The organism is Clostridium arbusti SL206 (genome assembly GCF_000246895.1).
Lineage (GTDB): Bacteria > Bacillota > Clostridia > Clostridiales > Clostridiaceae > Clostridium_I > Clostridium_I arbusti.
Window position 1 is genome coordinate 1 of sequence record NZ_BAEV01000043.1, and the last position, 15,018, is coordinate 15,018.

Consider the following 15,018-nt stretch of genomic DNA (forward strand, 5'->3'; position numbering starts at 1 on the left):
ACTTATCATGATTTTTAAACATATATTTAAACATCATTGAAAAGGAATATAGAGAAATTAATATCATTATTAAAGATACTAGCAAAATCAATAAATTTTTACCACTAATTTTTGAAAAGTTTATATACTTTAATCTTTTTACAATTATACTTATTATTTTACTTATAATAAATGCTAACAACAAAATACTAACTGCCACCAAAAAATATATGATTTTATTGTTAATCATTTCTGAATAACTAAACCTAAAAACTAACATAAAAATTAATCCGATTATAGAATCACTTAAAGCAAATATTATCTGAGCAGTAACAGAAATTAGTATTGCGTAAATTATTTTTTTAAATATTATATATAAATATATAATGGTTATTATAGTTGAAACAGGTGCTGAAAACTTATCCCCTTGGTATGTAAATAATAAATAACTTGGGATAAACATAACAACAACTAACCCTATAATATGCTTCAATTTTAATTTTGCTATAATAATATTATTTACAATGACTATTGTGATTGAAGATACAACAAGTATATATAAAACATTAAAAATTATATTGTACATCTGCTGATTAATCCCTTCAAATTACGTTTTGAAATAAGGCATCTATCGCCATTTACCATATATATAGTAAGTTCCTTTGTATCTATGGATTTAATTTTACTTGTGTTTACTAAATATGACCTATGACTTTTATAATATTCTTTGGATACTTGGTTTTCTATATCTTTTAACTTGCCATAGAACTCATAAAATCCTTTTTCAGTATGCATTCTAAGAATGTGATCTGTTTCCGCTGTCTCAAAGAATAATATTTCATCCATATAAAAATTAATAATTCTACTACCACATTTTATTGCTATAGTTTCTCTTTTATATGAATTGATTCTTTTATAATTATCATAAATTTCATACAAACACTCTGATATATTCTTTCCAAGAATATCATCATCAGTTTTTAAGATATAATCCAGAGCTTGTACCTTATATTTAAAAGTTAATATTGAAAATTCTTCATGAGAAGTTATAAATACAATATATCCTTTAATATCATACTTTCTAATATTCTTTGCAAGTTCAACACCATTAATTTCAGCATTTAAATCTACATCTAAAAAGTAAATAAAGCTTCTATCTCTATTTTTTTTTATATAATCAATTACAACCTTAGGATTATCCGTTGATAAATCAATAGAAATATCCATCTTTAGATTTATCAATTCTGTTTCTATAATATTTTCAATCTTATTACGTTGAATATTATTGTCTTCACAAATTATAATACTAAGCATCTTTACCCGCCTAAATAAATATTGAAATTAAAATTAATTCCTACCATTATTATAGAAAATCATACAAATTAATGCAACTTTTAAGTTATTTATACTACTTATTCACAAAAAACTTGAAAAATATAAAGAATAGCTTAGAACTTATAAATGAAAATTGGAAAGAAAAAAGCACCAGTATTTCTACTGGCACTTTTCCCAATGGGTAATTTTAGTACACGTATATAGTACTCTATAATTGTTAAGAATGTTTATCAAATTTGTTACAATTAATCACATAATTAAAAATTATTTAGTTTTATCTATTTCTACATCAACATTATAGTTTGGAAGAAGTTTTCCATTGTTTTGATCTATAGATATATTTACAGGAATATATGTATCCCCATTTTTACTTAGAGTAGCGGCATTGGCTACACTGGTAACTTTTCCTGTTATTTTAGCACTTGGGTCGGCAGTAGGTATTATCTGAACAGATTTTCCTACAGCTACATCTTTTATGAATTCCTCGCTGACATTTGCTTGTACATAAACACTGTTTAAATCCTTTAAACTCAATACAGCTTTTTCAGGGCTAGCTAAATCTCCTGATTTGTACGCAATATCAGTGACTACTGCATTATCCATATCAGAGATTATAGCACCATTAGTTAAATAAGACCTGTTTAATTTAGCCTTTAAAGCATCAAGTTCCACTCTATCACCATCTATCTTGTCCTGATCTGCATCTATTTTTGCCTGATAAGCATTTTTTGCATTATCTGTAGTCAAATCCTTTTTACTTTCCACATCCGCATTTTTGGCACTGGTATCTGCATCTATAGCTTTTTGTTTTCCCTTAATTGTTGCATTGTAATCACTCATATCAAGTTCCAGAAGCTTGTCACCTTTTTTTACCTGCTGTCCTTCCTGCACATTTACCTTGGTTACCTTTGGAATTGCAGTTGTAGGAAAATCTATAACAATATTCTCCACGTTAGATGCCTGTACTGTTCCAGAAGCTTCTATGGTATTTTTATTTTGCTTTGCTGCTGGTTTTTTATTTGTATTTGAAGTATTTGACTGTCCACACGCTGTTAATGCAACAGCTAATCCTACAGTAATAATTAATAATGAAATTTTTCCCTTTTTCATTGTTCCTCTACCACCTTTCCATCTCTTACATAAATAATTTTTTGACCATATCCTGCTGAATCAGAGGAGTGAGTGACTTGCACAATGGTCTTTCCATTTTCTATATTTATTCTTCTCAGTAACTCCATAACTTCTTTTCCCGTCTTACTGTCAAGGTTTCCTATAGGTTCGTCTGCAAGAATTACCTCTGGTTCATTAATAAGAGCTCTTGCAATTGCTACCCTCTGCTGCTGACCACCAGACAATTCCCTTGGAGTATGATTTCTTCTATCTTTTAGACTTACCACTTCTAGTATTTCTTCAAGTTTAGTTCTATAGTCTTTAAGTCTTTTCCCATCTAGCAGTATGGGAAGCATTATATTTTCTTCTACATTTAAATTTGGTATAAGGTTATAAAACTGAAATACAAAGCCTACATCTCTTCTTCTCATAATACTTTGAGCTTTGTCATTCATTACTGAAAGTTCTTTTCCTGCTATTTTAACACTGCCGCTAGTTGGCTTATCTAAGCCTCCTAATAGATACAAGAGAGTACTCTTTCCTGAACCTGAAGGTCCCATTATTGATACAAACTCTCCTCTTTTTATTTTAAGATTAATATTTTTCAGTATCTCTACATCCTGGGTACCCAGTTTATAGGTTTTATTAAGATCTTTTGCTTCAATTATTACTTCATTTAAGGCAGATTCCCTTTGTAACGCTTCCATTAAATCAACTCCCTCTATAATCTTTTAGGCACATTCAAATAAATAACTAGTCAGTATGCTAGGCTATTTTGACTTGTTATTTATTTTCACATGCCTTATTTTTCTCATCTACTCACTTATTGTTATATTTTTGCAATTAATGAAATGAAATTTTTCTGTTTTCTATTCGTATTTTATGGCATCGATAATATTTAGTTTTGAAGACTTTAATGCAGGAACTATTGAAGAAATAAGTGTTATAACCATACCTAAAATCAAGCATGTTACAAAAATTTGTGGTTCATAGTGTACTGGCATTGGGAAGTTTGCAGACTTTAATACATAAGGCATAATGTAAGTAGATATAAGTCCTCCAAGTACACCCATAATAGCTCCTATAATGCCTGCTGAAAGAGCCTCTACAAAAAGCATTTTTATGGTTTGAAGCTTACTCATGCCCACAGATGCAAAAACAGCTAGTTGTCTTTTTCTCTCTATAAAACTTATTATAAAATTGTTTAACACTCCAAAAGCACCAATTATAAGAGATACTATAGGGAATATTTTAATTATCATTAACATCTGATTAATTTGCTTAGCATCTTGTTCTTCCATACTCTGCCAAGTTCTTGCCTCCATTTGTTTTCCCCTAAATTGTTTATTTAGAGACGCTGCTACTTTATCTGGGTTTTCATTTGTCATGGCAAATATAACAAAGTATTGACTTAATTTAAAATCCTGTTTTAAATATTTTTCTGAAACTATAGCCATACTTCCACCATTCATAAGGGTACTAAATGTACCTGAGACTCTATAATCTTTATCTCCATTAGCAGTTTTTAATGTAATTACATCGCCTATATTTACATTTAAACTCTGTCTTAAACTTTCCGTTATTGCAATTTCTCTGTTATCATATAGATTTCCTAAAATATCGTTTTTATTTTGAAGAAAATTTACATCCATAAAATCATTAAAATATTTAGGATTATAACCGTATATACCCATAATATTGCTATTAGTCCCTTCTACTTTTGTAGAAAGAGCAGAATACATGCCTGTAGCCTCTGAAATTCCTTCAGTACTTCTAACTCTATTTAAAACATCTCCATTTACTTCTCCCCCTGAACTAAATACAGATATATCACATTTGGATATTTCATAAGCCTTTACTAATTCCTGTCCTAGACTAAAGCTAACTACATTCAGCATAAATAATGCTGATATACCTATTGTTAAAAGAGATATGTTATTCAAAATGTTTTTATTATTTCTAAGATTTTTTGCTGCTAATATTCCTTCATTTCTAAATATAAGTGCATATATTTTTTCAAGTACTATTACAAATAAATCTGTAAAGTAAGGAACAATCATTACAACTCCAATAGTTCCTAATACCATTCCTACTAAATCCAATGCAATAGCTATACTCCCCTTAATTGATAACCTTGGAAAAATTAAAGCAATTAAAATTAATATTACAGCCAAAATAAATTTCCAAAGCTTTTTTTTCTGAGTAGTATCTACTGTATTTAAAACCACATCCTTTACTGAAAGCTTTGAAACTCTAACTATAGGAATTATTGCGCTAAGCACTGAAACTGCCACTGCAAAACCAAAGGCCATAAGCATTTGACTTGTATTATAATTTATGGTTACAGCTATTCCTCCTGACTGACTACTTAATCCCATAGCTGCCAATTTTACTATGCCTATTCCAACTAATATTCCTGTTACTCCACCTATTATTCCATATATTATACTCTCAGCTATTAGTACGGAATCCGTCATAAACTTAGTGGCTCCAATACTTCTAAAAGTGCCTATTATAGGAAGTCTTTCAATTATAATAACCTTGAAAACTGTATATATTATAAATACACTCATGGTTAAAACAATTACAAGCATTGCTAAAAAAGTAGTACTGGTAGATTGAGTATTCTCATTTATTTGTTTCATATCTATAGTTGGCTTTACATCATAATTTTTATAGGAATTTGAAAGCTGTTTTATAAGGTCATCCCTATCTGATGCATCTTTAGTTTTCAGATAAATTGTGGATACCATTCCCCTTGCATCATTTAGCTGCTGAGCTGTAGACTTTGGAATCACACCAAACATAGTTTTATCTTCTGTTTTAAATATTCCCTCAGATTGTACAATTCCAGAAACCGTAAAAGTCTCGTTGTTGTCTTTAATATTGAGCTTTAGCTTGTCACCAATTTTCACATTATATTTATCAGCTGATTTTTTACTTATTATTATTTTATTACCTTGAAATGGCTTTATAGATGAGCTATCTATAATTTGAAGAGGATTCATAAGAGTTAAATCATTGTAATCTATACCTGTAAGTGATAGTGGAACAATTTCATCTTTATTATAACTGTACTGTGCATTAATATTCATCTCGCCAACTATGTAATCTAATCTATCTCTATAGAGCTCTGACTTATTTTCTAAGAAATATGGAGATGGTGATTCTTGTCCAGCATTAATCATTATTTCTGCACTTCCAAAAACACTTCTAGCAATATTAATCTGAGTTTCTTTTAATGTAGATGCTATTCCATTTGCCGCAAAGAACAAAGCCGTTGAAGCCATAATAGAAATTACAATAAGAAAAGTCCTAAGCTTTTTTTCCTTTATATTTTTTAGAACAAACTTTAGTATTATACTCATCCGTTTCCCCCCTTATGTATGTATTTTATTCTTTAATCTAACCCTTCTTACCTTTTAATTTTCCTAATCTACCAAATATCCTATAAGGTTAAAAAATGATAACTGTTAAAATAAGATCATACATTATTACAAAATTAACGTTATAAATTTTAAATTCTTCAATCACAGCTATCCTAATGTATATCCCATATCGTAACAGTTATCATTTAAAACTCACATACATGTTACCACATATCTATATGATAGATATTCATATTATTTTTTCTTCAACATAAAAGTTCCAATTGCTATAAGTATTAATATTATAAAAATAATAATTACTATAATCGCACTCTTCTTCTTAGAAATTTTAGCTACTGTAGAAATTCCCAGTGCCATTAACACCAATTGCCATATACTAAAAATATCATAAGATGCTATTATTTTATTTAAAAGAGTCGGATCTGTCTGAGCTGAAATATTCAGTGGTCTTTTACTTATTAACATATATATAGTTTTTATTATAAGTCCTACAACTGCAGCCATATAAGCAGTAGTATAAATTGATACCACCTGTCCATATTTTATTTTACCTTTAAATACTCTTATAAATAGCATATATACAAGAGAAGCTATAAATACTGTTATTATAACTCCTATTATTCCCTCTATAGCTACTATTGGAGCCGAAGAAAAAATACCCATAGCTTTCTTTGTTATTTCTGCCTGTTGTGGATCCATACCCTTTGTCAAATTATTTATATATTTTTCTAAATAAGGTTTAGACATAGTAAATTGTACTATAGCATATATAGCACTTACTATACATATTAATACTAATCTAATAATATAGCTTGGTTTTTCATCATACTGAGCAAAAACCTTAGTTGGATGGATAAAAAAGTTCTTCACTTTTTCACCAAAAGTCAATTGTTCTGCGTTATTTGTATCTTCCATAAGAAAATACCCCCTTTAATTATTCGTCTTTGATTGATTTTATAACATTAAGCTTTGCAGCCTTTGAAGCAGGATAAATACCTGATAAAAAACCTATAAATAATGAAAATAATAGTACAAATAACACTAATCCTACACTAGCAGTAGCTATTTTTACATTTCCACCAGAGCTGCCACTGGACAAGTAGCCTCTTAGTACTGAATTTACAATAAAATTAATGAGAAATCCTATAATGACTCCTATTAGCCCTCCCATAAATCCTATAGCACTGGCTTCACCTATAAATACTTTTTTTATATCAAAGAGCCCTGCACCTATTACCTTCATAACTCCTATTTCCTTTTTTCTTTCATATATGGACATGTTCATAGTATTGGCTATACCAAAGGCTGATACTAAAAGTGAAATTGCCCCCAAAGCACCTATAACCATTTTTACTCCATTTAAGGTTGTATTTGTGGCATCCAAAATCTCTTTAAGTGAAGAGGCAGTATATCCCAAACCATTTATACTCTTTTCTATTTGATTTATATTTTTTACATCGTCTACTACTACATTTACTTGTCCATAAGTGGAATTATTTTGTTCTGCAGCATCTGTGGTACCATCTGTTTTCCATTGATTTAGAGTTTTAGCAGCTTTTAAAGGTATTTTTACTATAAAATCGTCACTGGAGTTTTCTAAAGAAATTCCACTTATTCTAAAACTATATTCCTTATCTTCCTGTTCTCCAGTGTCTGATACCTTTGAAACCATAATGTGAACTCTTTTTCTAAGTAAATCTTTTATTTGACTATCAGTAATATTATCGGAGTTGTTGCCACCAATAATGTATTTTGCTAGTTTATAACCTATGACACATTCCTGACCTTCATCTGAGGAAAATTTTCCTGCAAATAGCTTATGGTCCTTTGAATACTCTTTCATTTCCATACCCATAAAATTTGATTGCAATTGATTTTTCTTATATTTTATATTCCCCTGTAAGTTTATTATGGGTACACAGTATTTTACACCTGGTAATTTTTTTAACTCCTTTAAAGACTTATCATTGAGTACTAATTTTTTCTTCTTCGTACTATTTGCAGTTGTTTGCTGCCCATAGGAGTTATAGGGTACTACTGTTATTACATTTGAATCTCCAAATGAAGAAAACTGATTTGATACATAAGATTGAAAGCCATTGCCTATGGAAACAATAACGAATATAGCTATACTTCCTATTATTACTCCTATCATTGTAAGAATAGTTCTAGCCCTTCTACGCCACATATTACTCCATATTATTTCAAGTAAATCACTAAGTTTCATACTAATCACCTAATCCAAACAATCTTTTGAAAAAGTCCCCTATAGATGAAAGTCCACCTTTTTTATCAGTACTGACTTTCTTATCAGTGGCACTAGCTGATTTCTTTATATTTAAGTCCTTAGATACTACTCCATCTCTATTGAGTTCATCCTTATAAGAAACTTCTACTTTTCCGTTTATATCCTTTGTAAAAGGTAGTGTTACTTCATAAGTTTCATCATCACCAGCTTCAAGGCTTCCATAATACTTAGAGTATTCCTTATCATTTGAAGTAACCTTAACCATAACCTGATCTAAATTACCCTTGCTTGCATTTACAAAAGCTAATTTTAAATTTCTTGTATTATTGCCTGTATCACTGGAATCCATAGAAGTTATAGCAAGATTCGCCTGATTGTCTATTACTATACCTATAATCTTACTATCTTGAACAATAGCATCATTGTATTTATAGCTTATATTTATTACAACATTATAAGTTCCTGTCTTTAGCTGAGAATCTGCAATCATATCTAGGCTTAAAACTGCAGTATTACCTTTATTTATTTTGCTGCTGTAAACTTCATTGGTAGAATTAACAGGAGAGAAGCCACTCAAGGCATTTTTACCTTCAATGCTGGCAAGCTTTATATTTATATCTCTTATGCTATCATCAGATGTGTTCTTAAGGAAAAAGTTTATTTTGAATTGTTGACCTGGCTGTACAACTTCAGGTTTAGTTTCCACTCTTTGAAATAAAAGCTGTGAAGAATCCGCTTTCGCATTAAATGAAGGGACTATTAATATACTAAAAAATATCATTGCTAACAGTATCACTTTTTTCATTAAAATTACCTCCAACCACTTATGAATAAAATTTTACTTAGTGTCAGTTTATATTTACACTAAATTTAAATTAATTATAATTGTTTTTATCTACAATAAGACCGTCTTTAACCCTTATAATTTTATCTGCGTATTTACATACCTGCTGGGAATGGGTTACTATTACAAAGGTTTTATTTTCTTTTCTGTTTAATTCTTTTAGCATTTCTATAATTTCTATACCAGTTTTACTATCTAAATTTCCGGTAGGCTCGTCTGCAAGCACAACTGCTGAATTATTTACTAGAGCCCTTGCTATAGACACTCTCTGCTGCTGACCCCCTGAAAGCTCGCTAGGTTTATGATTCATTCTATCTTCAAGCCCAACCTTTTTTAGCATTTCTGCTGCTCTTTCCTTCCTCTCCTTTTTGGATACTCCTAAAAATACAAGAGGGAAAGTCACATTTTCTAATGCTGTAAACTGAGGAAGTAGATTATAGGCTTGAAATACAAATCCTAAATGCTTTCTCCTAAACAAAGCTAATTGATTTTCATTAAGCTTAGATATGTTTTTATTACAAATTTCTACTTCCCCTGAAGTTGCTGGCATAAGTCCCGCAAGTATATTTAGAAATGTGGATTTACCTGAACCGGATTCCCCTATTATAACAGCGAACTCTCCTTCCTCTATACTTATGCTTATGCCTTTTAAGATATTAACCTTTATCTTATTCAGATAAAAATCTTTTGTCACATTATCCGCTCGAATTATTGGCATATTTTCCTCCTTATATAATTTACAACTAAAATTTTACATATGATATTATATTATATTAATAATTTATGAATGTAAATAGATATGTAGTAAAATGTAGATTTTCTGTCGTGAACTGTTTTTTATAGAATATATCTTTCTTTAGATATTTAGTGAATAGTCAAACATTAGAATAATAAAAATAAGGTTTAACACCGATATTAATCTTAGTGTTAAACCTTATTTTAAAACAATGCATATTTTAATCTAAGAATTATGTTTATAATATTTTAACAATATAGGTTCAAATAAAAATGCTATTAAGTCTCCTACAACTGATATAACTCTAGTAATAATAGTTGCTAGTAACACTATACTATTTGTATAAAATGGCGCCAGTATAAGAAGTAAAACAGTTTCCCTTATTCCTATGCCTCCTGGTGCACCAGGAACTACAAAGCCAAGTACAAATGAAATTGTATAAGCAGATATTATTATCATAATCAAAGGTAATGATACATCACAACCTAAAATTAATTTTAATGTTAAAAGTAAAAATATACCTGGAACTATTAATGTAAAACCGTAAATAAAAAATAATTTACACAAAAGTCTCAGAAAATTTTTAGTAAATAAATGTTTATAGTTCTTTAAAAACTGTGTCTTTTTACATATAAACCAAATTGCTAATACTATTAATAAAACTAAAGCTATTAGAACAGCAACAATAATATTAGGATTTACTTTAAGTAATGCATATTCTAATGAACTCTTAAAACTTTTCATAGCAAATATAACTGATAAAATACAAGCTGTAAATGCTAACATTACTACCTCAAGTATAGTGCAAAAGGTGATATCCAGCTGTTTAAATCCAAGTCTACCTGCTAATAGATTTCTGCCTGCAAAATGCATAAAGTTCCCCGGCAAATATTTAGCAATATTAGATTTTACATAAACTCCTGTAATATCCTTAAATGGTATTGAATCTTTATTAATGAATTCCAATATGCTCTTCCACGCATAGGAAGATATATACACCATTACAGCATAGCCAATAGACATTAATATAACAAATATCACAGCAGAAAATGGATTTTTTATGTATTTAACATCTAAATTCATAGATAAAAGAGATCTTCCTATAAAAATAAATGCTATGATGGTAATTATGTATCCTATATATTTAATAATCTTATTATTTTTCATATAAAACTCATTTCCTTATAATTAGTTTCATTAACTTTTCTAAGTATATTGTAGTATTATTTTATGATTATATTTAATTAATACAATTCAAAGAAAACAATTAATCTTAATATATAAGTTGCAATTAAAATTATACATTAATAATAACCAATAGATTAGATCTAAACAAATTAGCAATTCTATACTGAATATAATTTATTGCAACATATATATATGTTTTAGTCTTCCTTAAAATTTTTACTTTCCATAATATGAAGTATCTTTTCCTTTAACTTATCTGGATTACCCATTTCCACAAAATAATTATTAATATTATCTTCAATAAAAAGTTCACGATTAGCAGGATTATCACCTAAAATCATTGGTTTTTCCATTGAATTATAAATATAAGCTTTACCTGGAATTGTTCTAGATGCTTTGTCTATAGTATTATTAAAATGCCCCGCAAGGCATAAATCTGCTTTTGCAATTTCTTCTGCCAAATCCTCTTGAGAAAGCCAAGGTATAAAATTTACATTTTTTAATTCCTCATATCTTTTTATATCACTATCCTTTATAGGTCCTATCATTTGAAAAACTACCCATGGTATATCCTTCATTTTCTCAATACATTGAAGAATTGTATCTACACCTTGCAGTGGTAAAATACTCCCAAAATACAATACTACAAATTTATTGTTAAATTGCTTTGGTTTTTTAATTGCTCTAGGATAGTAAATTGACAAATCTGCCTTAAGATATAATACATTAATTTTACTTTTATGCGCACCTAGCTTTTCTACAAAATAATTACCATGTGCAATGGTATCAACAATTATTTTCTCTGCTTTTCCAAGTGTGTTTTTATCCAGCCATAAAAATATTCTAGCTACTATACTATTGGGTTTAAATTTCTTTCGGTCATTTATCATTGTATCATAAAGAGAAATAAAAAAATCTTCTACAATTAATTTTCTCTTAAATTTAAAATAGAAAAAAGGTAAAATCAGTTGAGGAGAAAAGCCTATGAATATTATGTCATAACTATCTACTGACATAGTCAATAATTTTATATATATCTTAAGGAGCCTAGAAATATAGCTTTTATCTTTACATCCTATAATTTCAACTGACTGTGCTGCTTGCCTCAAATCCTCTATTTCTTGAGTATTGCGTATGTAGTCCACATTTTTTGTAGTTATAAACAAGACTTTTTTTCCCTTTGCAATATCTTCAATACAATTATTGTGGAGGTAAGTCTGTTCCATTATTTTTCCTCCTGAGCTTTTGAATCCTTCTTGTCTGAATCATAATCCAATTTACGTACACGGTATTGAATATCCTCTAATAGCTTACGATTAGCCGCAATTAAATCTGCTTGAAGACCAGTAATAAATGTTTGAAATCCAAGTAACATTAAAACAATGCTAAGTAAAATGGATTGTATGTGTCCCCCACCATGACCGTTTACGTACAAAATAAAAAACCTCATGGCTATTGCAAGTCCTATAATAAAAATAATTGCTCCAATAATACAAAAAAACTTAAGTGGACTATACATCATATATGCACGTACAATAGTACTAGAAGAACGCTTTATGTAACTGTACATACTTTTAAAAAGACGTGATTTCCTAATCTCTGGATTTGTACGTATAGGGGTAGACGCTATAGCTATCTTATTTTGCCCAGCTTGTATTATTGTCTCCAGTGTATATGTATATTTATTTATTACATTTAGTTTCATTGCAGCTTTACGTGAATATGCTCTAAAACCACTAGGTGCATCAGGAATATCAGTTTTTGATGCTTTACGTACAACCCAACTTCCTAGATGCTGAAGTACTTTCTTTTTATGTGAAAAATGTTCTGTTTCATCTATAGGACGACTACCAATTACTATATCATATTGACCATCTACAATTGGTTTGACAAGATTTTTAATATCTGCTCCAAAGTATTGATTATCCGCATCAGTATTAACAATAATATCCGCTCCAAGACGCAAACAAGCATCAATTCCCGCCATAAATCCAGCTGCAAGGCCTTTGTTTTGCTTAAAGCAAACCACATGATGTATTCCTAGTTCTTTAGCCACTTTCACAGTATTATCTGTACTTCCATCGTCTATTATCAAATATTCTATTTCATCTATACCTTTAATACTCCTAGGTAAGTCTTCAAAGGTTTGTGGTAATGTTTGTTCCTCATTGTAACAAGGTATCTGAATTATAAGCTTCATAAGATCGACTATCTCCATTTCATTAAATTATAAATAATCTTTAAAATTAATTAAAAAGTATATGAAATCTTCGTAGAAAAGCAGTGAAATAAAAATTAAACAAATTCCATATACAATCACTTTTTTTAACATAGAAACTCTTTTTGTTTCATAACATTGAAGCGTCATATTATTTTCAAACTCTAAATTAATTTCGGAAACTTTATCATCACCTTCTAAATAGTTACTAACAATTCCAACTACAGCTAAAGCTATTCCTGATATTCCACAAAGATAATATCTAGATTGATATCCTCCCAAATATCCAGAAACATTAACGAATTCGTTATAAGCACGTAAACACTGTACTATAATTGAAATTAGCACTCCAAAGTATACAGAAATAGCAGCCAAAAATATTGGATATTTTCGCATATACTTTTTCATCTGAAATAATAGCAAAATTGGAATTATCAGCAATAAAGCCAAGGCAATATTATTTAAGGAAATAAATCTTCCAATCTTAATTAAGGACACAGCTGATGCAATTCCAGTCCAAGTATGCATAAAGTTTTTAGTGAAATATAATACATACTGAGTAAAACTCATATATGTACGATTCGCCACATCCACATAAAAACCTGAATTATAAAAACCTTGAGGATCCAAGACCCTGTAAGTAGGTAAAATACTACCTGTTTGGAAATATGTAATTATATAATATGCAATTGTAATAAAATATATGGGAAGAGTGCAAAGAAATTTTTTAGATATTACAAACCAAAGATTTCTTTCTCTTATGAATATTAAAGCAATATATATGAATAATGAAATAAAAACCACTACCCCTGCTGTAAGCTTAGACATAAAGGAAAGAAACACACCTAAACTTATTATAAAATAAGTAAGAGAATTCCTCTTCTCCTCCGAAAACCGCAGTATTCCAAACATAAAAACTGATAGGCCAATCAAAGCCAGAGTATCGTTATTTATACCTGCACAATCATAGGCTAGCATTGGTACAGAAACTACTATTGCTGCATATAGACAATGTAGTAATATATTTTTCCCAATTCTACTATATCCAATATATAGAATTAATAATATAGTTAGCAAACTGAGAGCTATATTAAAGGATCTTAATTTAATAAAATCAATAACTACTGTATTATTTTTAATTTGTACTGCCCCACTCAGCCGCATGATGTGATAATACAGAGGAGGATGTCCTAAATAGTTAAGATCATTGCCAAATTTATATTCAGCATTTTTAATGTTATTATTGTCAATAGTTTTTGTTTGCTGCAATATCTTCATATCTTTAAATTCAGGTATTATCTTATGGGTCTCCTCTAAATAAGCTATGTATGAAACATGTGAAATCTCATCGGGAAATCTTCCAACATGTTCTGCATAAAATAACATCTTATAGCCAAAAAATATGAAAACTAATGAATACATAAGCAAAATCAAATATTTGGACTTATACCTTCTTTTTTTCAAAACGTTTGCACCTTCTAATCCCTTAATTTAACAATCATTTACAAATTAATTATAAATCTAAATACACATTTAGTAAACTCTTGCATTATAATTTTATTTTAAAATATTATTATTAACTTTAGGCATGTGAAAATAAATAACAAATCAAAGATGCGACATATATTTTTAATTATACAAGGAAACAGGTTCTGATGATAGTGGTGCTATCAGAAGGTTCTGTTAATGTAGTATAATTGAAAATAGACTAGTATACTGACTAGTTATTTATTTGAAGACGCCTTACATACTAAAATTAACATTTCCTTGTGACAACTTAATTTCATATTGGTTAACAAAATGTGAACCCACTATGTGAAATTATGTGAAAATAGGGTTTAACACTGAAATTAGGAATAATTTCAGTGTTAAACCCTAAAGATTAATACTATACTAGTTTATTCTATAATAATCTGCACTAATACTACCATGGCGCTCTATTTATCTTTATTTGTTCTTAGAGATTTATTA

Annotated in this window: 12 protein-coding genes and 1 pseudogene; all 13 read right to left on the reverse strand. The window is 29.1% G+C overall.

All coding sequences use genetic code 11. The annotated features are described in order from the left end of the window. A pseudogene (locus RH99_RS19525) lies at positions 1-565 on the reverse strand (sensor histidine kinase); the annotation flags it as partial. Continuing rightward, positions 553-1,293 carry a LytR/AlgR family response regulator transcription factor gene (locus RH99_RS09360; protein WP_010236956.1) on the reverse strand — a complete coding sequence of 247 codons (741 nt, stop codon included), beginning with the start codon at positions 1,291-1,293 and terminating at the stop codon, positions 553-555. The pseudogene RH99_RS19525 and the gene RH99_RS09360, both read right to left, overlap by 13 nt. A 285-nt stretch (positions 1,294-1,578) precedes the next feature. Continuing rightward, on the reverse strand, positions 1,579-2,424 hold the full coding sequence (locus RH99_RS09365; protein WP_010236959.1) for an efflux RND transporter periplasmic adaptor subunit: 846 nt from the start codon (positions 2,422-2,424) through the stop codon (positions 1,579-1,581). After that, on the reverse strand, positions 2,421-3,131 hold the full coding sequence (locus tag RH99_RS09370; RefSeq protein WP_010236962.1) for an ABC transporter ATP-binding protein: 711 nt from the start codon (positions 3,129-3,131) through the stop codon (positions 2,421-2,423). The genes RH99_RS09365 and RH99_RS09370 overlap by 4 nt, the downstream gene beginning before the upstream one ends. A gap of 162 nt (positions 3,132-3,293) precedes the next feature. After that, on the reverse strand, positions 3,294-5,792 hold the full coding sequence (locus RH99_RS09375; RefSeq protein ID WP_010236965.1) for an ABC transporter permease: 2,499 nt from the start codon (positions 5,790-5,792) through the stop codon (positions 3,294-3,296). Between the two features lie 255 nt (positions 5,793-6,047). Beyond that, positions 6,048-6,728, reverse strand: a complete 681-nt coding sequence (locus RH99_RS09380) for a Yip1 family protein (protein ID WP_010236967.1) — start codon at positions 6,726-6,728, stop codon at positions 6,048-6,050. A gap of 19 nt (positions 6,729-6,747) precedes the next feature. Next, the gene (locus tag RH99_RS09385) at positions 6,748-8,040 is read right to left on the reverse strand and encodes an ABC transporter permease (protein WP_010236969.1); all 1,293 of its coding nucleotides are present in this window, start codon (positions 8,038-8,040) and stop codon (positions 6,748-6,750) included. 1 nt (position 8,041) lies between these two features. Next, positions 8,042-8,866 (reverse strand): COG1361 family protein, encoded by an 825-nt coding sequence (locus tag RH99_RS09390; protein WP_010236971.1) that lies wholly within the window; start codon positions 8,864-8,866, stop codon positions 8,042-8,044. A 70-nt stretch (positions 8,867-8,936) separates the two neighbouring features. After that, positions 8,937-9,623 carry an ABC transporter ATP-binding protein gene (locus RH99_RS09395; RefSeq protein WP_010236973.1) on the reverse strand — a complete coding sequence of 229 codons (687 nt, stop codon included), beginning with the start codon at positions 9,621-9,623 and terminating at the stop codon, positions 8,937-8,939. 243 nt (positions 9,624-9,866) lie between these two features. Beyond that, a complete protein-coding gene (locus RH99_RS09400) occupies positions 9,867-10,808 on the reverse strand; it encodes a hypothetical protein (RefSeq protein WP_010236975.1) in 942 nt (313 codons plus the stop codon). Positions 10,809-11,026: 218 nt separating this feature from the next. After that, positions 11,027-12,055 carry a glycosyltransferase gene (locus RH99_RS09405; protein WP_010236977.1) on the reverse strand — a complete coding sequence of 343 codons (1,029 nt, stop codon included), beginning with the start codon at positions 12,053-12,055 and terminating at the stop codon, positions 11,027-11,029. Further along, the gene (locus tag RH99_RS09410; RefSeq protein ID WP_010236980.1) at positions 12,055-13,029 is read right to left on the reverse strand and encodes a glycosyltransferase family 2 protein; all 975 of its coding nucleotides are present in this window, start codon (positions 13,027-13,029) and stop codon (positions 12,055-12,057) included. Before RH99_RS09410 ends, RH99_RS09405 begins: the two co-directional genes overlap by 1 nt. 27 nt (positions 13,030-13,056) lie before the next feature. Next, positions 13,057-14,511 carry a hypothetical protein gene (locus RH99_RS09415; RefSeq protein WP_010236983.1) on the reverse strand — a complete coding sequence of 485 codons (1,455 nt, stop codon included), beginning with the start codon at positions 14,509-14,511 and terminating at the stop codon, positions 13,057-13,059. Positions 14,512-15,018 lie beyond the last annotated feature (507 nt).

Bases quoted from the DNA above. Each gene is read 5' to 3' on its own strand.
- RH99_RS09380 (WP_010236967.1), bottom strand. From the start codon at position 6,728: ATGGAAGATACAAATAACGCAGAACAATTGACTTTTGGTGAAAAAGTG.
- RH99_RS09410 (WP_010236980.1), bottom strand. From the start codon at position 13,029: ATGAAGCTTATAATTCAGATACCTTGTTACAATGAGGAACAAACATTA.
- RH99_RS09385 (WP_010236969.1), bottom strand. From the start codon at position 8,040: ATGAAACTTAGTGATTTACTTGAAATAATATGGAGTAATATGTGGCGT.
- RH99_RS09390 (WP_010236971.1), bottom strand. From the start codon at position 8,866: ATGAAAAAAGTGATACTGTTAGCAATGATATTTTTTAGTATATTAATA.
- RH99_RS09405 (WP_010236977.1), bottom strand. From the start codon at position 12,055: ATGGAACAGACTTACCTCCACAATAATTGTATTGAAGATATTGCAAAG.
- RH99_RS09375 (WP_010236965.1), bottom strand. From the start codon at position 5,792: ATGAGTATAATACTAAAGTTTGTTCTAAAAAATATAAAGGAAAAAAAG.
- RH99_RS09395 (WP_010236973.1), bottom strand. From the start codon at position 9,623: ATGCCAATAATTCGAGCGGATAATGTGACAAAAGATTTTTATCTGAAT.
- RH99_RS09360 (WP_010236956.1), bottom strand. From the start codon at position 1,293: ATGCTTAGTATTATAATTTGTGAAGACAATAATATTCAACGTAATAAG.
- RH99_RS09400 (WP_010236975.1), bottom strand. From the start codon at position 10,808: ATGAAAAATAATAAGATTATTAAATATATAGGATACATAATTACCATC.
- RH99_RS09365 (WP_010236959.1), bottom strand. From the start codon at position 2,424: ATGAAAAAGGGAAAAATTTCATTATTAATTATTACTGTAGGATTAGCT.
- RH99_RS09370 (WP_010236962.1), bottom strand. From the start codon at position 3,131: ATGGAAGCGTTACAAAGGGAATCTGCCTTAAATGAAGTAATAATTGAA.